Below are 22,770 nucleotides of genomic sequence, written 5' to 3'. Positions count from 1 at the left end.
TATAGATTGGTGAATGATGAGGGTGTTATACCCGCCGTTCCCGCATCGCACCCACAAACTGGGCAAAGAGGATTTCAGCGTCGTGCGGGCCGGGGCTGGCTTCCGGGTGTCCCTGGAAGGCGAAAACGGGGCGGTCGGTGAAGGCAAGCCCTTGCAGCGAGCCGTCAAAGAGCGAGCGGTGCGTGGCGCGGACGTTGTCCGGCAGCGTCGCTTCATCAACGGCAAAGCCGTGGTTTTGCGAGGTAATCATGACGCGCCCCGTGGCGAGGTCTTGCACCGGGTGGTTGGCGCCGTGGTGGCCGAATTTCATTTTCACGGTTTTCGCGCCGCAGGCGAGGCCAAGCAGTTGGTGGCCGAGACAGATGCCGAACACCGGGATTTGGCGCGCGATGAAGTCGCGGATGGTGGCAATCGCACCGGTCATCGGTTCGGGGTCGCCGGGGCCGTTGGAGAGGAAGATGCCGTCCGGGTTGAGCGCCAGCGCTGCTTCCGCCGTGGTTGCCGCCGGGACGAGGGTGACACGGCAGCCGCTGGCGACGAGCAGGCGCAGGATGTTCGCCTTGATGCCGTAGTCGTAGGCGACGACGTGAAAGTCGCCGTCGCTTTTTTCGGGGTAACGGTCGCGGGCGGCGTCCCACACGCTTTCTGCCCACGCCTGCGTGGTTTTAACGCCGATGCCGCTGGCGAGGTCTTGCCCGCTCATGGAGGGATGGGCGCGGGCGGCGGCGATGGCGGCAGTTTCGTCAATCTCGCCCGCCATCAGGCAGGCGTTTTGCGCGCCGTGGGTGCGCAGGCGGCGGGTGATTTCGCGGGTATCAACGTCTGCAATGCCGATGATGCCGTGTGCGCGCAGGTAATCAGAAAGCGAGCCGCTGGCGCGCCAGGAGCTGTAAGTGGCGGGCGCGTCACGCACCACCAGCCCCGCCGCCTGCAACGCGCCAGATTCGACGTCCAGCGCGTTCACCCCGGTGTTGCCGATATGCGGGTAGGTAAGGGTGACGATTTGCCCGGTATAGGACGGGTCGGTGAGGATTTCCTGATAGCCGGTCATGGCGGTATTGAAGACGAGTTCGCCGCAGCGGCTGCCGTCGGCACCGATGGCGCGTCCGCGGAAGACGCTGCCGTCGGCCAAAGCGAGGATGGCGTGTTGCATGAATGTGCTCCGAAGGGTGCTGAATCGCGCGCATTATAAGCCGCAAAGTGGCAAGAAGACGGCTTTGGCGATATTCTTATGCGCCAATCAAGCCCCACTGGAAGATTCATGAAATACCGCTCGCTCCCGCTCGCCGTCGCCCTCATCTCCGCCCTGACCCTTTACGCGCAAACCGCCAAACCGCCCGCCAATCCCCCGGCCAGCATTGACCTCACCCTGACCTCGCTCGAAAACGAAAGCGCGAGCGACGATATCCCCTTCGAGGCGCTCAAAACCTTCGTTGATGTCTTCGACACGGTGAAAAGCAACTACGTCGAGCCGGTCAATAACGAAGCGCTGATGGAAAAAGCCATTCGCGGAATGCTCGGCCGCCTTGACCCGCACTCCGCCTACATGAACGAAAAGGAATACCAGGAATTTGAACAGCAGGCGGACGGTCAGTACGCCGGCATCGGCGTCGTGCTTGACATCAAGGCCGGCTCGATGCGCGTCGTCTCCGCCATCGAAGGCTCGCCCGCCGCCCGCGCCGGTATCCAGAGCGGCGACATCATCGCCCAGGTCAACGGCCAGAACGTCTCCGACCTCACCCTTGGCGAAACCGCGCGCCTGCTCGAAGGCGAAGCTGGGACAGAAGTGAAGCTCATCATCCAGCGCGGCGACGGCATCACCGAATACAACCTGCTGCGCGAAATCATCGCCACCAGTAGTGTCAGCTCGCGCATGCTCGGCGACGAATACGCCTACCTGCGCATCAGCCAGTTCCAGGACGACACCACCGACGCACTGGAAAAAGAAATCGCCGCGCTGCGCGTCAAACACACCCTGCGCGGCGCGGTCATCGACCTGCGCAACAACCCCGGCGGCTACCTCGACAGCGCGGTGGCCACCGCCGACCTGTTCCTGAACAGCGGCCCGATACTCTACGTGCGCGGCCGCGACCCCGACCAGGAAGAACAATACATCGCCAGCGACGGCGACATCCTCTCCGGTCTGCCCATCGTCGTCCTCGTCGATGAAGGCTCGGCATCGGGCGCGGAAATCGTCGCCGGCGCCCTGCAAGACCAGCACCGTGCCGTCATCGTCGGCCAGCCGACCTTCGGCAAAGGCAGCGTGCAGACCGTCATCCCGCTGTATCACGGCGGCGCGGTCAAACTCACCACCGCGCAGTACTACACCCCATCGGGCAACTCCATCCAGGCGAAAGGCATCGTGCCGCAAGTACTGCTCACCCCGCTGCACGTGCAGCAGGACGAAACCAACGCCATCAACGAACGCGAAAGCGCGCTGCCGAACCACCTCGCCAACCCGGCAGGCCAAAGCACGACCAACGCACCCAGCCCGCAGGCGACCGATCTTGCCAAACAGGACTTCGCCCTCTACGAAGCGCTCAACATCCTGAAAACCATGGCCATCCTCCAGGCAAGCATCGCCCCGGAAACCCAACTGTCGGACACCCCTGCCAACACGGAAGCCGCGCCGCCGCCGACCACCATCACCACCGAAAAAGAAGCCAAAGAAGCCGCTGCAACCAAAACCGCACCGGAGAAAAACGACAAGGCGGCCACCCCAACAAACGCCAAACCCGCCACCAACAAACCGGCGACGACGACGCCTGCCGTATCGCTGCCGAAAAACATCCTGCCGCCGAAAAGCGAGCGCGACAAGGCCAACGCCAACGTTCCGCCCGGCATCAAACCAGCAAAATAGGCGCAAACGCCCCGCTACGGGGCGTTTCCATTTCATCCGCGTTACAATACCGACAGGCTTCACGCCTGCGGCACGGACGACAACCGACCACTGTTGCCGCCCACATTTTCTTTTCCCGATTCAGGAAAAACTCATGAAAAAAACACTACTCGCAACCCTGTTGCTTTCCTCACTCGCCTTCACCGCCCACGCCGCCGAAGGCGACGTCACCACACGGCCGGACGTCTATTACATGACTATTGACGAAGTCGCCGACAGCCTCAAACTGTTGCCACCGCCGCCCGCGATGGACAGCATCGCCTTCTTGAACGACCGTGCGCAATACGACAAAGGCAAGCAACTGCGCAACACCCCGCGCGGTGAACTCGCCTACAACGATGCCCACGTCAGCGGCGACGGCGTACCGCAGGCCTTCTCCGAAGCCTTCGGCGTCAGCATCAACGAAAAAGACACGCCGGAAATCAACAAACTGGTGCGCAATTTCCGCGAAGACGCGGGTGAACTGGCGACGCGCGGCGCGAAAAAACACTATATGCGCATTCGTCCCTTCGCCTTCTTCAATGAGCACACCTGCCGCCCGGACGACGAAGAAAAACTCTCGAAGAACGGCTCATATCCTTCCGGCCACACCGCGATTGGCTGGGCAACCGCGCTGGTGCTCGCCGAAATCAACCCGGCACGACAGCAGGAAATCTTCGAGCGCGGCTACGAGATGGGACAAAGCCGGGTGATTTGCGGCTACCACTGGCAAAGTGATGTTGATGCCGGACGGCTGGTCGCCAGCAGCGTGGTTGCCACCCTGCACACTAAACCGGCGTTCATCGAGCAATTGGCGAAGGCAAAAGAAGAATTCAAGCATTTACAAAAAAAATAATGCAACATCAAAAAGCGCCCTGCAGGGCGCTTTTTTCATGGTTATTAACAACGGGTATTGAAAAGAGACCGTCATTTGCACAAGAACACACCGTATCTGCAGCAAACGCAACGGTGTTTTAACTGTTAAGATGATGAGGAGGCGACAAAGCGCACGGGATATAGCCATCCACCGAAAGTTTCAGACAAGGCGCGTCGCCGAAGACAGTACGCAGTTGTACGGCGAGGCGACGCAACACCGTATGAGGCTTTCGGTGGATGGCTATATATGCACAAGACGTTTGGCGAGCACACCATTCGATAAATCTCGTACGCGCCATACAGGGAAAATTATTGCGCAAGCCGGATTTGCGCGATACCTGCCAAGCTAAAAATACAAAAAAACTGCCCTTCGGCAGCCTCATTTGAATTTCGCAATAACATGGCGGAATGGACGGGACTCGAACCCGCGACCCCCTGCGTGACAGGCAGGTATTCTAACCGACTGAACTACCACTCCGCAGTGGTGTGTTGGATATGAAAAAATCCGCGAACGGATTTTGGAGTAAACAAAAAATGGCGGAATGGACGGGACTCGAACCCGCGACCCCCTGCGTGACAGGCAGGTATTCTAACCGACTGAACTACCACTCCGCGATGGTGGGTACTATAGGACTCGAACCTATAACCCTCGCCTTGTAAGGGCGATGCTCTACCAATTGAGCTAAGCACCCGCCGGTGGAAGAAGCGCGCATTATAGTGATTTTTTCGTGACGGGCAAGTCTTTTTCACCTCTTTTCGCGTAAAAAATTATCCACCGCACGGGTAGATAATTTTTGTTTGTGAAATCCGCTTTATAGCGTTTGATACGCGGCTTCGATTTCGGCAACGACTGCCGCGTCGGTGAAGTCACTGTATTGGGCAAGCGTCGCAGCAACACCGTGCGCGTGCAGGTAGTATTGCATTTCGACCGCCTGCGGATCATCGGCGTTGTGGTAATGCAGGGTGGCGGCGATGGCGCGCACGGTGGCATCGTGCGGCAGGCCGTATTCCAGCATCCCGCAGAGCGGTTGGATGAAGCGTTCTTGCGCCCGCAATTTGCGCAGCGGTTCGCGGGCGGCGTGGTCAACGGCATCGTGCAGATAGGGGCTGGCGAAGCGTTTGAGGATTTTGTCAATGTAGGCGCGGTGCGATGCGGGATCGAGGTTGTAACGGCGGATGAGTACTGCGCCGCTTTCTTTCATTGCCGCTTCTGCCGCCTGGCGGATGGCGTCGTCCTGCATTGCTGCGCCGACGGTGTTTTTGCCCGCCCGTTTACCGAGGTACGCGAGGGTACTGCGTCCGGTATCCAGGGTCAGTCGGCGGCGTTCGCTGAAAACATCCAGCCGGTCGGTGGCAATCATGTCGGCGATGCCGGGTAACGCTCCCTTGAACTGGGTACTGTCCACCAACCATTCGCTATAGGCTTCGACGGTAACAGCGAGCAAATCGGCAGGGTCGTCCCGCCCCGGCGGCACGAGGCGATCGACCGCGCAATCAACAAAGCCGGTGTTGGCATCTATCAATGCCGCGTCTTCGCCGGCGGCGGCTAATACTTTCTCTTTGAGAAAACTGCTGCTGCGCGGCATTTTTTCGCAGGCGATAAGGTTAAGCGGTGCGCCGCCCGCGCGGTAACGCGCCACCAATGCGCGGGCAAGCAGCGGCGCAAGGATTTCCAGCACGGACGGGCTGACGGCAGTGGTGATGAGCGCTGCATCGCGGATTTCGGCACGCACGACAGCCTCGTCGCCGGAATTGATGCCGCGCACGTTTTGTACCGTTTCGTGATGCGCCATATCTTCACCGACGACGTGTACGGTGTAATGGCGCTGCCGGTTGAGCGCGTCAATCACCGCAGGATTGATGTCGGCAAAGGTGACTTCATAACCCGCCCGGGCGAGCTTTTTGCCGATAAAACCGCGACCGATATGGCCTCCGCCAAAATGCAATGCTTTCATAAGGTTGCTCACCGACTCAGGATGTCCAGCACCGCCTGCGGGTCGCTGGTATTTTTCAGCATTTCGATGTCGGCTTCGCTGTCAAGCGCGCGGGTGAGTGCGGCGATGACGCCGATGTGTTCGTTGTTCCGTGCGGCGATGCCGATGACGATATGCGCCTTTTCTTCATCGTTATCGGAGAAATTGACGCCCTGCGGGTACTGGCAAAAGACGATGCCTGTTTTCAGCACCGCGTCCTTGGCGACCAGCGTGCCATGCGGAATAGCGATACCTTCACCGAGATAGGTTGAGCTGTCGTTTTCGCGGACAAGCATTGCATCCACATAATCCGGGGTAACAAAGCCGCCTTCCACCAGCTTGCGCCCGGCGAAGCGGATGGCTTCCTCCTTGGTGAGTGCGCGGCGGTCAAGAAAAATCTGCTCAATACCGAACACATATAGCGGCGTCGCCGGATTTCGCGCACGATTATCCGTAGCGGCTGGCTGATAACCGGCCTTCAATCGGACAACCAGTTGATCATAAAAGGCACGATCCAGAAAACTGCGCAGCGAAAGATGTTCCGCTCCCGGGCGCAGCGCCCTGGCGCGCTCCGTCAAATCCTGATGGGTGATGACCAGCCGCGCGTCTTCCGGCAAATCATTGATGGCACAATTCCTGACCTCAATATCTAGTTGCGCGTCCTGCAATTTCTTGCGCAACAGACTGGCACCGGTTACGCCCGAACCCACGCCCGTTTCGCAGGCGACAAACACCGTCTGCACCCCGTCATGGTGCTGCGCCCCTGCGGCAGGCGCACCACGAAACAGACGTCTGAAAAAATCAAAGAACATGGGCAAACTCCATCAATAACTAAGAAGACGCGCGCATCATAAGCCATTTCCGCAACACGATAAACAGCAGCCTGCCGCCAATTGACACCCCCTACCCGCTTCACTATATTGCCGCGCCACGCCCGCCGCCCCTGGCGGCATAAAACATTGACACAAAGAGGAAAAAACCATGTGTGGCATCGTCGCTGGCATAGCCGAACGCAACATCGTCCCCATCCTGCTGGAAGGCCTGAAACGGCTCGAATACCGTGGCTACGACTCCGCCGGGCTGGCCGTCAATCACGGCGGCAACATCGAGCGCTGCCGCGCCGTCGGCAAAGTGGCGAGCCTCGTCGCCAAAGCCGAAGCCGCCAATATCCACGGCCACAGCGGCATCGCCCACACCCGCTGGGCGACCCACGGCGTACCGAGCGAAGCCAACGCGCACCCACACATGAGCGGCGCCAACATCGCCGTCGTCCACAACGGCATCATCGAAAACTACCAGGAAATCCGCGACGAACTGCGCGCGGCGGGTTACACCTTCACCTCTGACACCGACACCGAAACCATCGCCCACCTCATTGACCGCCACTACCGCGAAAGCCACGACCTGCTGCGCGCCGTGCGTGAGACCACCGCCCGCCTGCGCGGGGCGTATGCCATCGCCGTTATCGCTGCCGACCGCCCCGACGAAATCATCGCCGCGCGGCACGGCTCGCCGATGGTCATCGGCCTCGGCATCGGCGAACACTTCGCTGCCTCCGACATCTACGCGCTGCTGCCCGTCACCCGCCGCTTCATCACCCTGCAAGAAAACGACCTCGCCCGCATCAGCCGCGAACATTGCACCATCTACGACGCGAGCGGCGCGGAAGCCAGGCGCAACATTAATGAGAGCGCACAAAGCGGCGATCTCACCGGCAAAGACGGCTACAAACACTATATGCAAAAAGAAATCTTCGAGCAGCCGAACGCCATCGCCGACACCCTCGAAGGCCGCCTTGCGCACGGCGAACTGCAACTCGCCACCTTCCGCCCCGAACTCATCGCCGCGCTCGCCCGCACCCGCCAACTGCACATCGTCGCCTGCGGCACCAGCTACCACGCCGGCCTCGTCATGAAATACCACTTCGAGCAGAACGGCATCCCGGCCAGCGTCGAATACGCCAGCGAATACCTCTACCGCCCCGTCGCCGTGCCGCCGGACACCCTCTTTATCAGCCTGTCGCAGTCGGGCGAGACCGCCGACACCCTAGCCGCCCTCGAAAAAGCCAAAGCGGACGGGCGCTACCACGACAACCTCGCCATCTGCAACGTCCCCGAAAGCGCGCTGACCCGCGCCGCGAACCATACCATCCTCACCCGCGCCGGGCGCGAAATCGGCGTCGCCTCTACCAAGGCCTTTGTGACCCAACTCGCCGTCTTGCACCTCGTCAACGCCATCATCGCCAGCGAACAAGGCCGCCCCTTCGCGCGCGAACAGCTGCAAACCTTCGACCACCTGCCGCGCCTGCTGCAACACATCCTCGCCCTCGAACCCCAAATCGCCCAAGCGGCCAAAGCGCTGGAGCACCGCCACGGCTGCCTCTACCTCGGGCGCGGCGAAAACTACGCCATCGCCGCCGAAGGCGCGCTCAAACTGAAAGAACTGACCTACATCCACGCCGAAGCGCACCCGGCGGGCGAACTCAAACACGGGCCACTAGCGCTGGTCGATGAAAATATGCCCGTCCTTGCGCTTATCAAACACGACGCCCTTGCTGAAAAAATCAGCAGCAACCTCGAAGTCGTACAGGCGCGCGGCGGCCGCCTCATCATCTTCGCCGATGACCGCGCCGAAACCGCGAACTTCCCCGGCGCGACCGTCATCCGCCTTGGCGCGCTGGACGACCTCACCGCCAGCATCGCCTTCGTCGTGCCGCTACAACTCTTCGCCTATCACGTCGCCCTGCTCAAAGGCACCGACGTCGATCAACCGCGCAACCTCGCCAAATCGGTAACGGTGGAATAACCCCCGAATGCCTCGCGAACAAGCGCATGAAGCGATTCTCGCCCTGCGAGGCGGGCGAAACCTGCACCGCACAAAGGCGTATCGTTTTTGTCAATGTGCCTTGTCCAAGGCTTTAGGTGTATCGCTATAACCCGTAAACAGAAAAGCCCCGCTCCCAACGGGAGAGAGGCTTGTGTGTGCAAGTCCTGTTACCGTTTTTCTGGGTAGGGGTAGCGGCTGCCGTCCGGGCGGTTTTTGTAGCGGCGGTGCAGCCAGTAGTACTGTTCGGGATGCTGGCGGATTTCCCGTTCGTAGTCGGCATTGACGCGGCGCATGACGTCGGTGTCGCTCTCGCCTGCCACGGGGCGGATTTCCGGGGCGACGCGCACGGTGTAGTGGCCGTCGGCTTCGCGCCACATATAGACCGGGATCCAGTGCGCACCGGTGCGTTCGCGCAGTTTGGGCAGGATGTTGACGCTTGCCGCGTCCAGGCCGAAAAATGGCGCGAAGACGCTGACGCGCGGTCCCATGTCCTGGTCGAGCGCGTACCAAAGGTTGCTGCCGCCCTGGAGGAAGCGCAGGGTGTGGCGCATATCTTTGTAGTGGATGAGTTCGGTGGCGGCGCGGGCGCGGTGGTGTTTGATCCAGTAGTGGTAGTAGGCGTCGTTGAGCGGGCGGTACATCCCGCCGGCAGCGACGTAGAGACCGAGCAGGCGCACGCCGAGTTCCATCAGGGTGCTGTGCGAGCCGATGAGGACGACGGGCGCGGCGGGGTCGCGCAACAGCGCCAGTGATTCGGGGTCGGCTTCAAAGCGCGACAACGCGCGCAGTTTTTTTTCGCTGAGGTACCACGCCATGCCGGTTTCGATGATGCCGCGGCCAACGCTTTTGGCGTGTTCGCGCAAAAGGCGGGCGCGGGCGGTGTCGTCAAGGTCGGGGAAGGCGATACGCAGGTTGGTTTCGCTGATTTTGCGGCGATACGGCAGGATGCGGTAGAGCAGGCGGCCAAGCACACCGCCGACGGCCATGCGCAGCGGTTGCGGCAGTTGGACGAGCAACCAGAGCAGGGCGGAGAGCAGCCAGTGGCCGAGGTAGCGGGGGGAGAGGAGTTGTGCGGGCAAGGGTGTGGTCTCTTGGTTGGGTGTGATCGGGCGTTGGTATGAGAGTCGGTTCGGCGGGCAATTTATAGCGAAAAAAATTTGTAACAACCCGGATTCAAGCCCTGTGTAGCGAACTAAGCAAGGCAAGCCGCCGATATGCTCCCTCTATCCTTTGGGACAAGCATTGCTTGCGAAGCAAGAGAGGGTTGGGGCGAGGGCAGTAAGCAATTGAAAGACTGACATTTTAATTCACCAACAATATCGCTTACCCCCACCCCGGCCCTCCCCCGCTGCGGGCTTCGCCCTGCGGGGGAGGGGGAATTCTTGGGCTGTTTCTGTTTTATTCCACTATACATACACGATAAGCGCTCAGGTGTATGTAAATTTATCTCTGTGCTGCTGTTTATAATGCGTTCTGTACGCCGTCAGGCGTTTTTGTGTTTGTCCGGTGTTGCCGGGATTTTTGTTTGTTTTTTTCTGGAGTTTTTATGAAGCTGGTTTTGGCGAGTTCGTCGCCGTTTCGCGCGGCTATTTTACGCAATTTAGCTTTGCCGTTTTCGGCGGTCAGTCCTGATGTGGACGAGTCGCGCTTGCCGGGCGAGTCGCCGCAGGCGCTGGTGGAGCGGCTGGCGGTGGCGAAAGCGCGCGCGGTCGCGGCGGACGCGGAGACGTTTGTGATTGGTTCGGATCAGGTGGCGACGCTGGACGGCGAGGTGTTGGGCAAGCCGCACACGGTCGATAATGCGGTGGCGCAGTTGTCGCGTTTTAGCGGGCGCGAGGTGCGTTTTTTGACCGGGTTGTGTTTGCGTCGCGGCGGGGTGGTGTTTTCGTGTGTGGAGCCGTTTGTGGTGCGGTTTCGCCCGCTCACCGCAGCGGAGATTCGCGCGTATGTGGCGCTGGAGTCGCCGTTGCAGTGTGCGGGCAGTTTCAAGTCGGAAGGCTTGGGCATTTTGCTCTTTGAAGCGCTGGAGGGGCGCGACCCGAATGCTTTGGTAGGCCTGCCGTTGATTGCGTTGCGCGGGTTATTTGAGCAGCACGGGGTGGGTTTGTTCGCTGAAATCGAGCGCACTGCGCAGGCTGGTTGAGGCTTCGGTGCCCATGTCGTGCAGCAGTTTTTCCAGCGGGCTGCGCGCGGGTTTGTATTCGACGAGGTCGGTGTCTTTGTATTTGGCGTTGCGCAGGGTGTTTTTGTCGCCGAGCGCGTCGATGAGGCCGAGCGGCAGCGCCTGTTCGCCCGTCCAGAAGAGGCCGCTGAACATGTCCGGCGTTTCTTTGAGGCGCGCGCCGCGACCGTCGCGCACGGCCTTGATGAATTGGGCGTGCATGTTGTCGAGCAGGCTTTGCATATGCGCGACTTCTTCGGGGTTGAGCGGTTTGTCGCCAGCGAGGAAGTTTTTGTGCGCACCTGCGGTGAAGACGCGCGGGTCGAGGCCGAGTTTGTCGAGCAGGTCGCGGTAGCCGAGGTTGTAGCTGATGACGCCAATGGAGCCAACGATGCTGGCCGGGTCGGCGTAGATTTCGTCGGCAGCGGCGGCGATGTAGTACGCGCCCGATGCGCCGACGTCAGCGATGACGGCATAGACCGGCAGGTCGGCGCGTTCGGCTTTGAGGCGTTTGACGGCACGGTAAACGGCACCGGACTGGACGGGCGAGCCGCCGCCGGAGTTGATGTCGAGGATGACGGCTTCGGCCTGCGGGTTTTTGAAGGCTTTTTCGAGGCTGGCGATGATGTCGTCGGCATTCGCTTCGTTTTCGGCGGAAATCATGCCCTGCACGGCGACGACGGCGATGTGTTTGCCACGGTGCGAGGGGGCGGCGTCGCTGCGGTCGCCGTTTTTCAGACCGAACATCATGAGGAGGAAAAGGAGGAAGTAGAGCGCCCAAAAGATGCGGAAGGCGATTTTCCAGCGCCGTTTGCGCCGCATTTCGACGATGGCTTCGTGGGCGACGGATGCGAGGGCGCGTTCTTCGTCAAAGTTCATGGTGACTCCTGTGTCAGTTGGGTGATGAGGTGCGCGGCGGCATCAGGCAGCGGCGCTTCTACGTGAACGGGGCGGGCATCATAAGCGAAGGCGATGCTTTTTGCATGGAGGAACATTCCCTTGTAGCCGCGTTTGCGCATGGCGCGGTTGAAGTCGCGCTTGCCGTATTTGTCGTCGCCGGCGATGCCGTGGCCGCGCTGTTGTACGGAAACGCGGATTTGGTGGGTGCGGCCGGTATCTAGCGTCGCTTCCAGCAGGCTGGCGTCGGCGAAGGTGTGCAGCAGGCGGAAAAAGGTACGCGCTTCCTGACCGTGCGCCGCGTCAATCACCATGCGCTCGCCGCCTTGCAGTTGGCCTTTGGCAAGGCGCAGCCGCACTTCGCGCACCGCCGCGTTCCAGTGGCCATCGACGAGGCAAAGGTAGCGTTTTTCGACGCCGCCGGATTGCATCAGCGCCTGGAATCCGGCCAGCGCGGCGCGGTGTTTGCCGAGAACAAGCACGCCGGAGGTGTCGCGGTCGAGACGGTGCGCCAGTTCGGCGTAACCCGCGCCCCACACTTGCCGCACCGCGTCAATCACGCCGTAGGGCTGCTCGCTGCCGCCATGCACGGCAATACCGGCGGGCTTGTTGAGAATAAGGAAATCGCCGTCTTCGTAAAGGACGGCGCCCGCGATGCGTTCGCACCAAAAGGCGGGAACGTCCTGCGGTGGGCGGGTGGCATCAGCCAGCGGCGGCAGGCGCAACTCGTCACCCGCGACGATGCGCAGCTCCGGTTTGGCGCGCTTCTTGTTCACCCGCACCTCGCCCCGGCGCAGCATCTGGTAAATGCGGCTTTTCGGCAGCGCCGGATAGCGTTTGCGCAGGAAATTGTCGAGCCGCTGCCCGGCGTCATCCGCCGCGACGGTGAGGAAATGTACGCGGGAAATATCCATCAAATACCCCTGGTTGCGAAAGTGGCGCAGTGTACCCGATGCGACGGGCAAATGCTTGCGCCGCCTGGGCGCGTTTGTGATAATTTGCGCGGCAAATCCCTAATAAATTTCCGTAAATGGAGCATCATCATGGCGCAAACCGACATCCCGCAAAAAACCAAAATCATCATGACCATAGCGGCACTCTTCATGCCGGTATTCCTTATTTTGCCCTTCTTCTTCTGGGGCGGCAGCGATGACAACATCACCATTGACAAAGAATTGCAGGCATCGCGCCTCGCCCCGGTCGGGCAACTGACCATCGCCGCGCCCGCCCCGCCTGCCGCAGAAACACCCGCAGCAGAAACCCCGGCGGCTGATACCAGCGCGACAGCAAGTACCGAAGGCGGTGCAGCAGCGAGTAGCGGCGCGCGCGATCCATCCTTCAACGCCAAGGGTGAGTACGACAAACTCTGCGTCACCTGCCACGGCTCAGGGCTGATGAACGCGCCCAAACTGGGCGACGCCGCTGCCTGGAAAGAGCGGCTGGACAAACACGGCAGCCTTGACGCGCTTGTCAAACAGGGTATCCAGGGACTGAACGCAATGCCCCCCAAAGGCGGCTCAACCATCAACGACGACCAGTTCCATGACGTCGTCGTCTATATGCTGGACGAATCCAAAGTCGCCCACTAAACCGCCGCGCATCATGCCGCTGTTCACAACGAACGACGATTCGCGTATGATGCGCGCCTCTTTTCCGGGCCTGTAGCTCAGTCGGTCAGAGCAGGCGACTCATAATCGCTTGGTCGGGGGTTCAAGTCCCTCCGGGCCTACCACATATCTTTGCAATAGATGACATTAAGCGCTATTTCGGTAACGAAATCAGCGCTTTTTCTTTGTTCGGGTGAGCTAATGTCGCCTAATGTCATCTATTGCAAAGGTCATAAATGGGGGGCAAAATTGGGGGTACTTCCACTTTTCCCGAATTTTTACCCCCCACATGCTGACCGACACGAAAATCAGGGGCATCCGGCCCGCTGAAAAGAAATTCAAAGTACATGACCGCGATGGTCTGTATCTGTTGGTCATGCCGTCCGGGACGAAAACATGGCGCTTCCGCTATCGTTTTGGCGATGCGCGGCCGGAAATGTCGCTGGGTAAATATCCGGCCGTGTCGCTCAAAGATGCGCGGGATAAAGTGTTTGAGCTGCGCAAGATGCTCGAAAATGGAATCGACCCACAGCAGGCGCCCAGCGAACACGCCTTGTGCAAAAAGGAGATGGCTATACTGTCGCCGCAGCGATAGACGATTTTCTGGCCGATAAAGCGGCACACGTCGGCGAGGTGCATTTGGCCAAGTGCCGCAGTCGCTTCAACAACCATGTCCTCCCCGCCTTTGGCACGCGCATGCTGGCCAGCGTCGAAACTAATGAATACCGCGCCTTGCTCGCCAGCATCAATGGCCTCGGCAAAAATCACATGGCTCGGCGGGTGCAAGGCTTGCTCAATGAGTTGTACTCCTACGCAATACTCAACGGCCGCGCGACATACAACCCGGTGCAGCCGCTGGCGGGGATAATCAAGCCGAAAAAAGTAAAAAATCATGCGAGAATCACCAACCCGCAACGCTTTGGCGAACTTTTGCGCGCCATTGACCATTACCGGGGCGCGTGGCAGGTAGTGTTAGCGCTCAAATTTCTGCCGCTGGTGTTTGTACGGCAGAAAGAGCTGCGCTTTATGGATTGGGCGGACGTAGATTTAGAGCGTAAGTTATGGACGATTCCAGCCGCCAAAATCAAAATGGCACGCGACCACCTCGTGCCGCTGTCGCGGCAGGCGATTGAGATACTGCGCGACGCGCAAAGTATTGGCGGCGATAAAGGTCTGGTATTTCCCGGCATGAAAAATGGGCGCCCGCTTAGCGAAAATGCTGTGCGTAGCGCCCTGTTAGCGATGGGGTTTAGCAGCGATGAGATGACCGGCCACGGATTTCGCGGCACGGCATCAACTTTGTTGAACGAATTGGGCTATGACAGCCGCTACATTGATATGCAGCTTGCCCATTGGGACAGTAACAGCGTATCGGCGGCCTATAATCATGCGCTGTATCTGAAACAGCGCACCGAACTTATGCAGGAATGGGCGGATTATTTGGACAAGCTGCGCGCCGGGCGAGCAGCTTGTTGATGGCCGCATCTACTTCGGCTTGCAGGTCATCCGGCAAAGCGGGCGGTTCCAGCGGATAATTGAAGGCGCGAATAATCCATGCATCAACGACCTTGTCCAGCCAAAAATCTGCGCGGCCAATTCGGCGCGCGGGCGGGATTTCGCCGCGCAGGTACATTTTATTGAGCTTGCTGACACTCATGCCAGCCCGTCGCGCGAACTCTTTGCGGGATAGGTTGTGGATGCTCATGCGTTCTCCTCGGCCGAGATTACGCGATGCGCATTAACGTAACGAACTCGCGAAAGCTCGTAATGGCCATTGAAACGGTCGCCGAAAACAAGCACTTTTACACGCCCATCCGGCATCGTTTTTAGAAAGTTGCAGTACATTCGATAGATTCTGCGGTTTCCGCCAATGACGTGTGCGCAACGCAACATCGTCTTACCCACCCAACCCGAGGGGATGACGTTGCGAGATCGGTTGTTGATAGTCATACAGCCTCCGTGGGTATTGTCCGGCTGTGGTGAATCTTGCGGCGCTTCTCGATAAATTTTTGAGCGCTTCGGCTTCTTCACGCATACGGGTGAGGTGGACGTCAAAAAGCTGTTTCAAATTGAAATCGCAGGCGGTGAGCGTAGCTCGGTCAATACGAATCTCCTGCCCATCTGTAATCTTTTTCTCATGCCACCCGGTGGTGCTGGTTATGGTGCGGTCAGCAAAAATCAATATGCCGTTGGTTTGATTGCCATAGTCGAAACGGACGGAAATTTTCCCCGGTTCACGCAGACTAACGACAACATCTTTCAAGACATCCATCTCGCGCAAGATATCCACCGTGGTGTTCAGTCGGTTTTGCATCAATAGCAGAAACTTGTTCATACGGTCAACCAACGGTAAAAGTGCAGCATTGTCTTCATAAACAGTAAAAGGTCGATAATATCCATCTTTAATGGTACGTTCAAAATCTTCCCAAAGGACTTCTTCGTTTGTCATGACTTCCCCTCCTCCATTTCTTTAATATCCCAAACCATATCTCGCGGTTTAGTCTCATCAACAAAATCATAAATCTTGAGAAAAGTTTGTTGTGAGCCGCAATAACCCTCACTATTCAAAACAAGCTCATTGATTCTAGCTGGTGAAAATTTAATGCTATCTTCCCTCGAAAGACAATAGGCATCATTTGCTATGTTTTCGAGCAGGAATATGGTGTGTTCCTTGATGTCTTCATTTTCATAAGGATGTCCCGCCCAAAACATGGACATTTCTTTTACCCATCGTTCTGCATCGGGGTGATTCCAATCGATGGATACTTTCATTTTTACAAGATTATTCCAGTCTGAAATTTCATAGATAGACATTGTCAGTTTTCCTTTTTCTGTTGGTTAATGATTTCCGCGCGGGAACGCTGGAATATCCAGCAGCGCGGTGTTTTCGGTTTGCCTGCCTTGTTGATTTCGATGGCAGACGATACGGTGCGGCTCGCCTCGATAAATTTGCGGCTTTTCGAGGACTTCAAATATTTTTTGAGTTCCACCAACGGCGGTATTTGTTGGCGCGCATTGGCCGCCTTTTCGACAAACTCGTTAAGGTTTACCGCGATGAGGTTGGGGTCGCGGCTGTGGTTGAGGACGGAGCGGCGTTTGCCGTATTCATCCTGCCCCTCGTCAAGAAAATCGAAGGTATCCCAAAATTCCGCAACCAACGGGTGATCGGCAGCAAGCGCGTTTTGCCGGGCAACGCAGGCATCTTGGATTGCGGCGCAGGTAGCCTTGCGTTGTTCATCAGTCAGGCCGACCAGTTGGGCAAATTTGTTGGTCAGGGCGAGTAGTTGCGCATGGTTTTTGGCTAAACGGGCGTGATTGATGCCTTCGACCTTTTCCAGCAGGTGCTTTTGATACGCGCCGGTCTTCTCGATGACGTAATCGACCACCTCTTTTTCGTGCATCGTTGCCAACACCGTGAAATAGCTCAATTGCTCGGCGCTGATGCCCTGCATTTCGTCGGTTGCGGCCTTTGAATCCGAGTTGTGGCCAGCTTTGGTAAAGCGCAGTTGCACGATGCGCTCCAGCACCGCGTCGCTGGCATTGACCGGCTCGTTTTGCGCGATGACCAGCGTGCCGCGAAAGGGTGGCTCATGGGTTTCGACGCCTTGGTTGCGTTGGCCGCGTACCCGTGTGCCGCGCCCGTTGTAGTAGCCTTTGGTCTCATCCCAGTCGAAACGCTTGGCGTGCGAGCCTTCGGCGCGGTCAGCCTCGATGAAGACTACGGGCAGGTTGGCGAACTGCACCAAACTGCGCTGGTTGCCAACCAGACTGTTCTTGTTCGGGTCGATGCCCTCATAATCCGAGCGGCCAAAGAGTTTCCAGATAAATTCAATCAGCGAGGTTTTGCCGCTGCCCGGCTCGCCGATAATTTCCAAAAATGGAAACGATGACTGGCGGTGGCGGATTTGCTCGGCAAACAGCGAGCCAAACCAAAACACGGCGGCAATGATGCCGTTGGTGCCGAATGCCCGCCACACCAGTTGCACCCAGTCCTGCCGGTAATGGCGGTTTGTTGTCTCCAACGTCATCGAGGCGCCCCGGAACAACGACTTAATCATCTTCTTCGGCAGCTCAAAAAACTCCTCGTCGTTGATGGTGTAGCTGCGCCCGTCCTGCACCGCGACATTCGGGTAGATGTAGCAACCGTGTTCGCGGCTGTAGCCGAGGTGGTCAATCGCCACTACGGTTTTCAGGCGGCGCAGCCAGCGGCGGCCAATCCAGTTCAAATGCTTAATATCCCCTTCCCACCATGCCGCTTGCGCCGAGGCGAGGCGCGTCTTGAATTCGCCGGGCGAGGTGATTTGGTTGTTGGAAAACGCCAAGCCCACCGGCGGGCGGCCGTCCGGGAAATGGACGCGGCAGAAAAACCACGTCTCTTGCAGCGTCTCGTTGCTTTGGATATAGAGAAATTCCGGACGGGCGTTGCAAATAGGGCGCACCTTGCCCGCCTTTTCCGCGATGATGCGGTAAACGGCTTCTTCCGAATCCGCGCCGACGTACTCGCCGTTTTCCTGCAACCTTTCCGCTTCCTTTTGGTCGATTTCCCACCAAAAGAGTTCGTTATCGTGGTCAACCACAAAGCCGGACGATTTACCGTGGGCATAAATCAGCGCCGCTTTTTCTTCCACGCTGCGGGCAATCAACAGCGCGCCGTGGTAGCGGTATTCGGGCAGGTCTTCCGCATTGAGCTTGCCCAAGCGGTGCAGGTCATTCCAGTCGCATTTGCTTTGTGCCGGGGCGATGGCCGCGTCGCAGCAGTAGCCGTCTTTGCGCATCCGCGCGACGTGCTTGCGGATATGGCTTTTGCCTGCCTTGTCGTTATCCAGCGCCCATATCCAATGGATGCCTTTGCTGTCGGGCGTTTGCGTCAGCGCGTGCGCCGGGTAATTGCCGCAGGAGAGGATGGCGACCGCCTTGATGCCGTTTTGCCACAGGCTGATGGCATCGATAATGCCTTCGACGATCCAAATTTCATCGCCTTCCCGCATGGCCATATCCGGCGGATACCACCACAGGCCAGCGTGTGCGCCACCAAAATTCTGCTTGCGCACTTCGCGGCTACCGTCTGATTTAATAACATCGACCGGGTCCACAAAGCGCTCCATGAAGGATTGGCTTTTGGGCAAGTAAAACCGCACCGTCGCCGTGCCGCCTGTCGCTTGGCTACTCCACCACTTCTCTTGCGTGTAGTAGCCTTTCATCAGCATCGTGTTCAGGCCGCGCGCCTCGCGCATATAGGCGTCAGCGGTGGCATTCGGGTTTTGCGGGGTCGCCTCAAAACGTTTCGTAAAATCGCGGAATTCTTCCGGGTAGAGGTCGCGAACGCTGAATTCTTGGCCGCATTTATTGACGCGGCCACAACGCAACACCCACGGATTATCCGCCGAGGTGAACAGTTCCTTTTTGCCGCAGGCCGGGCATTTGCCTTGATTAAGCCACTTGCCGTCGGCACTGGGCTTAAAGCCGTAGTCTTTCAAGACGCGCGGCAATACCCGCCCTCGCAGTTCGGGCGACATTTCCGACATGGTGCCTCCCGTTACAGTAGGCGGGTTTGCAGGGTATCGCAGCCGTTTTCTACGGCTGCGCGTCGTGCTTCGACAAATTCTGCTAACTCGCGCAGCGATACCACATATTGCTGATCCCCGTTATTGAGGACGATGCAGTAAGAGGTGGCGTCATCGAGAGCGAGCGACCAAACAACAACACCTGCCGATTCTTGCTCGGCAATGGCATGGGCAGCGAGCAATTCGGCTCGCCGGTCATCAATTTCGACGATGCCTTGCAGGTATTCGCGGCAGGCGTTGGTTTTGTCATCGCGCGACAAAATGCCTTGCCACGGACGGGATACATACTCGCGCGCAATATCGGCGAGCTGCTCGTCGAAATCCTCGCAAACGGGGATGGCTTTGGCCTTGTTGGCAAACAACGGGGACGGTGGCGACAACTGTTTGGCCACCTCGGTGCGCAATACATAACTGGCACCGCAGTGCAAATTTGAGCAACTGCCATATTGGTCGCGCAGCAGGCCATGCGCGTGATTTTTGCCACGGATACGCAATGGCGCACCACAAGCCGGGCAAGGGAAGTGCTTGAGGAATTTATTTCTGCTCATTACGCGCCGCCTTCAATTTTTGTTGTTCTTTGTCAACGTAGGAAATGAACTTTTCAATCATCGATTCCACGTCTTCTGTTCTGTAACATTTCGGTGGATATTCAACAAACATCCCTTTATCTGTGATGTGAATATCTATTGAATAGTAGCCACCATTTTCCGCGCGTTTATTCCTGTCAAATAATGAAAATTCAATACGCATGACATCAGAGAAACAATCAAAATCCATACCAAAGAAAGCAAGGTGAAAACCATGTATCCCTGAAGATATTGAATCGCTCAATGATTTAACCATGCTGCTAAATTCAGAGATGGACGGCGGCAATACGAAATCCAGCGGGTAATGCAGTTTTTTATTTTTAGGCTCGTCTTTACTCATGACGCCCCCCTTTTTGCAGCCATGCGTAGCAATCACGTTGTTCCTGCCCATGTAGATTCGGGCAAAGGTCGGCGATGCGCTGATAGTGCGCCTCGCTGTCCGTGCGGTAAAACGGGTCTTCGTCGGTCATTGCTTTGGCAAACATGACGGCGAATAGCGCCATAAATGCGATGCAGGCAAGGATTTCGCAGACGTTGCGAATGGCATCGAGACGCGTCTCGTGCGGGTCGCGGTAGCGGTTTACGGGCAGGTATCTCATGCCTCACCCCCAAATAGGGCGCCTTGCGCGTTTTGCGGACGCGGACAGCCCATCGCGTCCAGGGCGGTGCCGATCAGGAAAGTCAGGCGTTCCCGTTCCTCGCCGCTGGCGTGCTGACGCATGACGAACAAATCCTTGAGCGACTTGTGCTGCCCGGCCTTGACGGCAATCCCGTGGGTCTCGTACTGGTAGAGGGCGCTGGCCCATTCCTTTTGCATGGCCAGCAGCCAATCGGCGGCATCTTCCTTGCCATGTGAGCGCATTTGCGCGGTATTTACTCTTGCCAGATAGATATAAACGCGTTCAAGACGGATACAAAGCTGCGTTGTCAATAGCGATTTTTCGGGATACTTGTATCCCAAATTTGCCTCCTGGCTAGCCGCCGAATCATCCGTTGCGGGGCAAATTTCACCCGAAACCAGTGCTTCAACTGCTTCCGGTTCGCCCAAATAAGTGTCAACCGGCAGGCATTCCAGTTCCTGCAAATCGTACAACTCGGCATTGTCGGCACGGGTGGCGGTACGGCGAGCCATCTTCCAATCCAGACCCAGCAGACCGACTACCGGACGAAACGGAATATATTGTGTGCCTTGCGCTTCCAGAACAGTGAGCATCAAGCCATGGAATGGCAACAGGGAAACAGGACGGGCAATCATTGCACACCGCCTGCCAGCGACTTGCGCGCCAGCGTCAACAAAGCCTGATACTCGTCGGGGGCAACCGCCAAAGAATTGGCCGGCTGGATGTGCAGCCCGGCGGGGAAATGCGGCGAAGGCAGCGCCATGACAATGGCGAACTCGCCAACACGCAGCCCGCGCTCGCCGCTGCGAATGCGGGAGACCCCGGAGGCATCCAGCTCCAGCGCCTCGGCAATATCCTGCGACGGAATGGAGAGCAAATGCGCTTGCAGGGTCAGTGCCAAATCATTGTTGCTGGTCATTGCGCACCACCTTCGGCAAACTCGGTTTCCAGCATATGGCGCACCGCCTCATAGGCAAGGGTACTCATCGGCACTTGGGTGCGCTTGGCCAATAATTGCAGGCGCTCGCGGTCGGTTTTTGACAGACGCACCAAAACGGGCGTATCCATGCGCGGTTCGCGGCGTGCGTAGCGTTCAAAATTCATATATAATTCCTTTTTGATAAGCGTGATGCTAAGCGGGGATAAAGCATGACAACCGGCAAAAAGAAACAGGGGCAGGCAGTAAAGCGCCTCATCTCGCCCGAACGGGAGATAGCGCTCAGCACGGAAGACTGGTCAGACCTGTGGCTGCTCTTCGCCCAGAACATGGAAGATGCCCTGCTCAATGCAGGGGCAACCCCCGGCAAAGATTACAACTATCAGGATCTGTTCCGCCTCAGCCAACCCTATCTCTTGCACTGGTTGCAAGCGGAAAGGGTCAGGCCTGCGTTTTCGTTTGGCGCAGCGCCGTATCGAGATCCTGGGGACTGAAAAGCCCGCGCGTGCGGACGGGGCGGCCATCGGGGAAAGTTACCAGGCCAAGACGCCAAATCCCTGCCAGGCTGGTGCGCCCTAGCGTGTAGGCACTGGCGTGGACGACATAGCCCTGGGCGCGAAATTCGGCAATACGCTGGCGGCCAAGCTCGGTAAGGCGCGCCTGCTCCGCCTGATAAGCACGGCGGGCAGCACGGTCGAGGCGGGCTTGATGCAGGGATTCGGCAAAAGAAGAAAGATTCATGATTTCATCCTTTAATCGGGAAAACCCGGTTGAGGGGGAAAAGGAGCAGCCGGGTTAGTTTGGCGACGAACCGGCGCTCCGCCTTTGACGTTCAAGCGATAGGCTTAACGTGAGATAAGTTTATGCAGCATACTGCTTTTTGTAAATATATTTGCGCAGGTTTTTTCTTAAGTGAATGAAAGATTAAGGGATATTAGAGAGTTAAGGTCTCTCACCCAAATGCAAATGGCGGAGATTGGCGGAGTAAGCCTTCGTTCTCAGCAGCAGTATGAAAAAGGGAACGTAGCTCCGACCACAGATTACCTCACCCGTCTCTACGAAGCAGGCTTTGATGTGGTGTATCTGATTACGGGCAAGCGCAATACAGAAACGTTGACCGCTGAAGATAGCGAGTTGTTGCGGGTGTGGTATCAGGCAGAGCCTATCTTGCGCAAGATCGCATGGCGTGTGCTTACTACCGACGGTGATTTAGGCGGCGATCCCGAAGCCTATTTCAAGGCACACCGCGACAAGACCAACAAAACCAATAGCGGCATGCTGTTTTTGGGGGGTATATCGTTCCTTACGCTGGCTATTGTGTTGGCGCAGCTGGCAGCTGTCTTGTTCCCCGGGCAGGGCGCTTCATCGCCGCAGGCGGTGTCCACCTATATCGTGATAGTGGGGGGGCTTTGTATGGCAGCGATTGGCCTTTTCACTTATGCGATGAATATCAGCCTCCGCAATTCTTGGCTACTGCTGCCGGTGTACCAGTGGTGCCGCTACAATCTTTTCGTTTGGCTGTGGCGCAACTGGCGGGGGGATGCCGACGGCGAAGGTCGCAAGGCGAAAGCCAGGATTGACCTGTGGCATGCCTTTAACGACCGCGAAACCGCCAAAGAGCGCCACCACATCAAGCCGACGAAAAGACGCAAAAGCAAGATGGAGCGCCTGGAAGCGCGCTGGCAAGAGATGTACCGCCACTTTTTGGCGGAATATGGCTATTGCGCACCGTGCGTTTGAATTCTCGTATGAAACAGGAAAATAGCGCTAAGTATATGGAGATAAATAAATGGGTGGTGTCCTAAAATGTATGCTGATAAACGGCGGGCAAACAAAAAGCAACG

General features: G+C 57.8%; 26 protein-coding genes and 4 tRNA genes. 10 read left to right on the top strand and 20 right to left on the bottom strand.

Annotated elements, in window-relative coordinates:
* Positions 1-25: 25 nt before the first annotated feature.
* The gene (gene carA, locus ACO54Z_RS05440; RefSeq protein ID WP_485996102.1) at positions 26-1,153 is read right to left on the bottom strand and encodes a glutamine-hydrolyzing carbamoyl-phosphate synthase small subunit; all 1,128 of its coding nucleotides are present in this window, start codon (positions 1,151-1,153) and stop codon (positions 26-28) included.
* Positions 1,154-1,261: 108 nt separating this feature from the next.
* Between carA and ACO54Z_RS05435 the strand changes: the two genes are divergently transcribed.
* The gene (locus tag ACO54Z_RS05435; protein WP_485996101.1) at positions 1,262-2,860 is read left to right on the top strand and encodes a S41 family peptidase; all 1,599 of its coding nucleotides are present in this window, start codon (positions 1,262-1,264) and stop codon (positions 2,858-2,860) included.
* Positions 2,861-2,993: 133 nt separating this feature from the next.
* On the top strand, positions 2,994-3,734 hold the full coding sequence (locus ACO54Z_RS05430) for an acid phosphatase (RefSeq protein WP_485996100.1): 741 nt from the start codon (positions 2,994-2,996) through the stop codon (positions 3,732-3,734).
* A gap of 421 nt (positions 3,735-4,155) precedes the next feature.
* Here ACO54Z_RS05430 and ACO54Z_RS05425 read toward each other — a convergent pair.
* The 5 genes from ACO54Z_RS05425 to ACO54Z_RS05405 all read right to left on the bottom strand — a co-directional run bounded on the left by ACO54Z_RS05425 (position 4,156) and on the right by ACO54Z_RS05405 (position 6,539).
* A tRNA-Asp gene (locus ACO54Z_RS05425) sits at positions 4,156-4,232 on the bottom strand.
* Between the two features lie 57 nt (positions 4,233-4,289).
* A tRNA-Asp gene (locus ACO54Z_RS05420) sits at positions 4,290-4,366 on the bottom strand.
* Between the two features lie 4 nt (positions 4,367-4,370).
* Positions 4,371-4,446, bottom strand: a tRNA-Val gene (locus ACO54Z_RS05415).
* Between the two features lie 120 nt (positions 4,447-4,566).
* The gene (locus ACO54Z_RS05410) at positions 4,567-5,709 is read right to left on the bottom strand and encodes a mannitol-1-phosphate 5-dehydrogenase (protein ID WP_485996099.1); all 1,143 of its coding nucleotides are present in this window, start codon (positions 5,707-5,709) and stop codon (positions 4,567-4,569) included.
* An 8-nt stretch (positions 5,710-5,717) separates the two neighbouring features.
* A complete protein-coding gene (locus tag ACO54Z_RS05405; protein WP_485996098.1) occupies positions 5,718-6,539 on the bottom strand; it encodes a PTS sugar transporter subunit IIA in 822 nt (273 codons plus the stop codon).
* 169 nt (positions 6,540-6,708) lie between these two features.
* On the opposite strand from ACO54Z_RS05405, the gene glmS reads away from it, so the two are divergent.
* Complete coding sequence (glmS, locus tag ACO54Z_RS05400) at positions 6,709-8,532, top strand: glutamine--fructose-6-phosphate transaminase (isomerizing) (RefSeq protein ID WP_485996097.1); 1,824 nt, start codon at positions 6,709-6,711, stop codon at positions 8,530-8,532.
* 188 nt (positions 8,533-8,720) lie between these two features.
* Here glmS and ACO54Z_RS05395 read toward each other — a convergent pair whose 3' ends face one another.
* On the bottom strand, positions 8,721-9,632 hold the full coding sequence (locus tag ACO54Z_RS05395) for a lysophospholipid acyltransferase family protein (protein WP_485996096.1): 912 nt from the start codon (positions 9,630-9,632) through the stop codon (positions 8,721-8,723).
* Between the two features lie 467 nt (positions 9,633-10,099).
* Here ACO54Z_RS05395 and ACO54Z_RS05390 point away from each other — a divergent pair, with 467 nt between their 5' ends.
* Positions 10,100-10,696 (top strand): Maf family protein, encoded by a 597-nt coding sequence (locus ACO54Z_RS05390; RefSeq protein ID WP_485996095.1) that lies wholly within the window; start codon positions 10,100-10,102, stop codon positions 10,694-10,696.
* Here ACO54Z_RS05390 and sppA read toward each other — a convergent pair.
* Both sppA and ACO54Z_RS05380 read right to left on the bottom strand, forming a co-directional pair.
* Entirely contained in the window at positions 10,634-11,593 is a 960-nt protein-coding gene (gene sppA, locus ACO54Z_RS05385) for a signal peptide peptidase SppA (protein ID WP_485996094.1), read from the bottom strand. The genes ACO54Z_RS05390 and sppA overlap by 63 nt on opposite strands.
* Positions 11,590-12,525, bottom strand: coding sequence for an RluA family pseudouridine synthase (locus ACO54Z_RS05380; RefSeq protein WP_485996093.1), 936 nt, complete (start codon positions 12,523-12,525; stop codon positions 11,590-11,592). The genes sppA and ACO54Z_RS05380 overlap by 4 nt, the downstream gene beginning before the upstream one ends.
* Before the next feature lie 129 nt (positions 12,526-12,654).
* On the opposite strand from ACO54Z_RS05380, the gene ACO54Z_RS05375 reads away from it, so the two are divergent.
* From ACO54Z_RS05375 to ACO54Z_RS05360, 4 genes are all read left to right on the top strand, one after another.
* Positions 12,655-13,200, top strand: a complete 546-nt coding sequence (locus ACO54Z_RS05375; protein WP_298079563.1) for a c-type cytochrome — start codon at positions 12,655-12,657, stop codon at positions 13,198-13,200.
* Between the two features lie 66 nt (positions 13,201-13,266).
* Positions 13,267-13,343: transfer RNA gene (locus ACO54Z_RS05370), tRNA-Ile, on the top strand.
* Between the two features lie 164 nt (positions 13,344-13,507).
* Positions 13,508-13,813: an Arm DNA-binding domain-containing protein gene (locus tag ACO54Z_RS05365; protein ID WP_485996092.1), complete on the top strand. Its 306-nt coding sequence runs from the start codon at positions 13,508-13,510 to the stop codon at positions 13,811-13,813.
* A complete protein-coding gene (locus ACO54Z_RS05360; protein ID WP_485996091.1) occupies positions 13,774-14,694 on the top strand; it encodes a tyrosine-type recombinase/integrase in 921 nt (306 codons plus the stop codon). The genes ACO54Z_RS05365 and ACO54Z_RS05360 overlap by 40 nt, the downstream gene beginning before the upstream one ends.
* On the opposite strand, the gene ACO54Z_RS05355 is transcribed toward ACO54Z_RS05360, so the two are convergent.
* The 10 genes from ACO54Z_RS05355 to ACO54Z_RS05310 form a co-directional block, all read right to left on the bottom strand.
* Positions 14,636-14,923: a helix-turn-helix transcriptional regulator gene (locus ACO54Z_RS05355; RefSeq protein ID WP_485996090.1), complete on the bottom strand. Its 288-nt coding sequence runs from the start codon at positions 14,921-14,923 to the stop codon at positions 14,636-14,638. The two genes, ACO54Z_RS05360 and ACO54Z_RS05355, sit on opposite strands and share 59 nt — an antisense overlap.
* A 192-nt stretch (positions 14,924-15,115) precedes the next feature.
* Entirely contained in the window at positions 15,116-15,667 is a 552-nt protein-coding gene (locus tag ACO54Z_RS05350; RefSeq protein ID WP_485996089.1) for a hypothetical protein, read from the bottom strand.
* A complete protein-coding gene (locus tag ACO54Z_RS05345; protein WP_485996088.1) occupies positions 15,664-16,032 on the bottom strand; it encodes a hypothetical protein in 369 nt (122 codons plus the stop codon). The genes ACO54Z_RS05350 and ACO54Z_RS05345 overlap by 4 nt, the downstream gene beginning before the upstream one ends.
* Positions 16,033-16,034: 2 nt before the next feature.
* Complete coding sequence (locus ACO54Z_RS05340) at positions 16,035-18,743, bottom strand: toprim domain-containing protein (RefSeq protein ID WP_485996087.1); 2,709 nt, start codon at positions 18,741-18,743, stop codon at positions 16,035-16,037.
* 11 nt (positions 18,744-18,754) lie between these two features.
* Positions 18,755-19,330, bottom strand: coding sequence for an ogr/Delta-like zinc finger family protein (locus tag ACO54Z_RS05335; protein ID WP_485996086.1), 576 nt, complete (start codon positions 19,328-19,330; stop codon positions 18,755-18,757).
* Complete coding sequence (locus ACO54Z_RS05330; RefSeq protein WP_485996085.1) at positions 19,317-19,709, bottom strand: hypothetical protein; 393 nt, start codon at positions 19,707-19,709, stop codon at positions 19,317-19,319. Before ACO54Z_RS05330 ends, ACO54Z_RS05335 begins: the two co-directional genes overlap by 14 nt.
* Positions 19,702-19,968 carry an acetyl-CoA carboxylase gene (locus ACO54Z_RS05325; RefSeq protein WP_485996084.1) on the bottom strand — a complete coding sequence of 89 codons (267 nt, stop codon included), beginning with the start codon at positions 19,966-19,968 and terminating at the stop codon, positions 19,702-19,704. The genes ACO54Z_RS05330 and ACO54Z_RS05325 overlap by 8 nt, the downstream gene beginning before the upstream one ends.
* Positions 19,965-20,624, bottom strand: a complete 660-nt coding sequence (locus ACO54Z_RS05320; protein ID WP_485996083.1) for a hypothetical protein — start codon at positions 20,622-20,624, stop codon at positions 19,965-19,967. Before ACO54Z_RS05320 ends, ACO54Z_RS05325 begins: the two co-directional genes overlap by 4 nt.
* Positions 20,621-20,908, bottom strand: coding sequence for a hypothetical protein (locus ACO54Z_RS05315; protein ID WP_485996082.1), 288 nt, complete (start codon positions 20,906-20,908; stop codon positions 20,621-20,623). The genes ACO54Z_RS05320 and ACO54Z_RS05315 overlap by 4 nt, the downstream gene beginning before the upstream one ends.
* Positions 20,905-21,093 (bottom strand): hypothetical protein, encoded by a 189-nt coding sequence (locus ACO54Z_RS05310; protein WP_298047710.1) that lies wholly within the window; start codon positions 21,091-21,093, stop codon positions 20,905-20,907. The genes ACO54Z_RS05315 and ACO54Z_RS05310 overlap by 4 nt, the downstream gene beginning before the upstream one ends.
* Before the next feature lie 45 nt (positions 21,094-21,138).
* Between ACO54Z_RS05310 and ACO54Z_RS05305 the strand changes: the two genes are divergently transcribed.
* On the top strand, positions 21,139-21,420 hold the full coding sequence (locus ACO54Z_RS05305; RefSeq protein ID WP_485996081.1) for a hypothetical protein: 282 nt from the start codon (positions 21,139-21,141) through the stop codon (positions 21,418-21,420).
* Here the strand turns inward: ACO54Z_RS05305 and ACO54Z_RS05300 are convergent.
* Positions 21,368-21,667 carry a hypothetical protein gene (locus ACO54Z_RS05300; RefSeq protein ID WP_485996080.1) on the bottom strand — a complete coding sequence of 100 codons (300 nt, stop codon included), beginning with the start codon at positions 21,665-21,667 and terminating at the stop codon, positions 21,368-21,370. The two genes, ACO54Z_RS05305 and ACO54Z_RS05300, sit on opposite strands and share 53 nt — an antisense overlap.
* Before the next feature lie 225 nt (positions 21,668-21,892).
* Here ACO54Z_RS05300 and ACO54Z_RS05295 point away from each other — a divergent pair, with 225 nt between their 5' ends.
* Entirely contained in the window at positions 21,893-22,666 is a 774-nt protein-coding gene (locus tag ACO54Z_RS05295) for a hypothetical protein (RefSeq protein ID WP_485996079.1), read from the top strand.
* Positions 22,667-22,770: the final 104 nt, after the last annotated feature.

This window comes from Cardiobacterium sp. (assembly GCF_057314735.1).
The sequence above is the reverse complement of the archived record's forward strand: the minus strand, read 5'-3'. Positions and strand labels throughout refer to the sequence as shown.

What these genes read in the sequence shown, in the direction of transcription:
- carA (WP_485996102.1), bottom strand. Translation starts at nt 1,153, where the DNA reads ATGCAACACGCCATCCTCGCTTTGGCCGACGGCAGCGTCTTCCGCGGA.
- ACO54Z_RS05435 (WP_485996101.1), top strand. Translation starts at nt 1,262, where the DNA reads ATGAAATACCGCTCGCTCCCGCTCGCCGTCGCCCTCATCTCCGCCCTG.
- ACO54Z_RS05430 (WP_485996100.1), top strand. Translation starts at nt 2,994, where the DNA reads ATGAAAAAAACACTACTCGCAACCCTGTTGCTTTCCTCACTCGCCTTC.
- ACO54Z_RS05410 (WP_485996099.1), bottom strand. Translation starts at nt 5,709, where the DNA reads ATGAAAGCATTGCATTTTGGCGGAGGCCATATCGGTCGCGGTTTTATC.
- ACO54Z_RS05405 (WP_485996098.1), bottom strand. Translation starts at nt 6,539, where the DNA reads ATGTTCTTTGATTTTTTCAGACGTCTGTTTCGTGGTGCGCCTGCCGCA.
- glmS (WP_485996097.1), top strand. Translation starts at nt 6,709, where the DNA reads ATGTGTGGCATCGTCGCTGGCATAGCCGAACGCAACATCGTCCCCATC.
- ACO54Z_RS05390 (WP_485996095.1), top strand. Translation starts at nt 10,100, where the DNA reads ATGAAGCTGGTTTTGGCGAGTTCGTCGCCGTTTCGCGCGGCTATTTTA.
- sppA (WP_485996094.1), bottom strand. Translation starts at nt 11,593, where the DNA reads ATGAACTTTGACGAAGAACGCGCCCTCGCATCCGTCGCCCACGAAGCC.
- ACO54Z_RS05380 (WP_485996093.1), bottom strand. Translation starts at nt 12,525, where the DNA reads ATGGATATTTCCCGCGTACATTTCCTCACCGTCGCGGCGGATGACGCC.
- ACO54Z_RS05375 (WP_298079563.1), top strand. Translation starts at nt 12,655, where the DNA reads ATGGCGCAAACCGACATCCCGCAAAAAACCAAAATCATCATGACCATA.
- ACO54Z_RS05365 (WP_485996092.1), top strand. Translation starts at nt 13,508, where the DNA reads ATGCTGACCGACACGAAAATCAGGGGCATCCGGCCCGCTGAAAAGAAA.
- ACO54Z_RS05355 (WP_485996090.1), bottom strand. Translation starts at nt 14,923, where the DNA reads ATGAGCATCCACAACCTATCCCGCAAAGAGTTCGCGCGACGGGCTGGC.
- ACO54Z_RS05350 (WP_485996089.1), bottom strand. Translation starts at nt 15,667, where the DNA reads ATGACAAACGAAGAAGTCCTTTGGGAAGATTTTGAACGTACCATTAAA.
- ACO54Z_RS05345 (WP_485996088.1), bottom strand. Translation starts at nt 16,032, where the DNA reads ATGTCTATCTATGAAATTTCAGACTGGAATAATCTTGTAAAAATGAAA.
- ACO54Z_RS05340 (WP_485996087.1), bottom strand. Translation starts at nt 18,743, where the DNA reads ATGTCGGAAATGTCGCCCGAACTGCGAGGGCGGGTATTGCCGCGCGTC.
- ACO54Z_RS05335 (WP_485996086.1), bottom strand. Translation starts at nt 19,330, where the DNA reads ATGAGCAGAAATAAATTCCTCAAGCACTTCCCTTGCCCGGCTTGTGGT.
- ACO54Z_RS05330 (WP_485996085.1), bottom strand. Translation starts at nt 19,709, where the DNA reads ATGAGTAAAGACGAGCCTAAAAATAAAAAACTGCATTACCCGCTGGAT.
- ACO54Z_RS05325 (WP_485996084.1), bottom strand. Translation starts at nt 19,968, where the DNA reads ATGAGATACCTGCCCGTAAACCGCTACCGCGACCCGCACGAGACGCGT.
- ACO54Z_RS05320 (WP_485996083.1), bottom strand. Translation starts at nt 20,624, where the DNA reads ATGATTGCCCGTCCTGTTTCCCTGTTGCCATTCCATGGCTTGATGCTC.
- ACO54Z_RS05315 (WP_485996082.1), bottom strand. Translation starts at nt 20,908, where the DNA reads ATGACCAGCAACAATGATTTGGCACTGACCCTGCAAGCGCATTTGCTC.
- ACO54Z_RS05310 (WP_298047710.1), bottom strand. Translation starts at nt 21,093, where the DNA reads ATGAATTTTGAACGCTACGCACGCCGCGAACCGCGCATGGATACGCCC.
- ACO54Z_RS05305 (WP_485996081.1), top strand. Translation starts at nt 21,139, where the DNA reads ATGACAACCGGCAAAAAGAAACAGGGGCAGGCAGTAAAGCGCCTCATC.
- ACO54Z_RS05300 (WP_485996080.1), bottom strand. Translation starts at nt 21,667, where the DNA reads ATGAATCTTTCTTCTTTTGCCGAATCCCTGCATCAAGCCCGCCTCGAC.
- ACO54Z_RS05295 (WP_485996079.1), top strand. Translation starts at nt 21,893, where the DNA reads ATGGCGGAGATTGGCGGAGTAAGCCTTCGTTCTCAGCAGCAGTATGAA.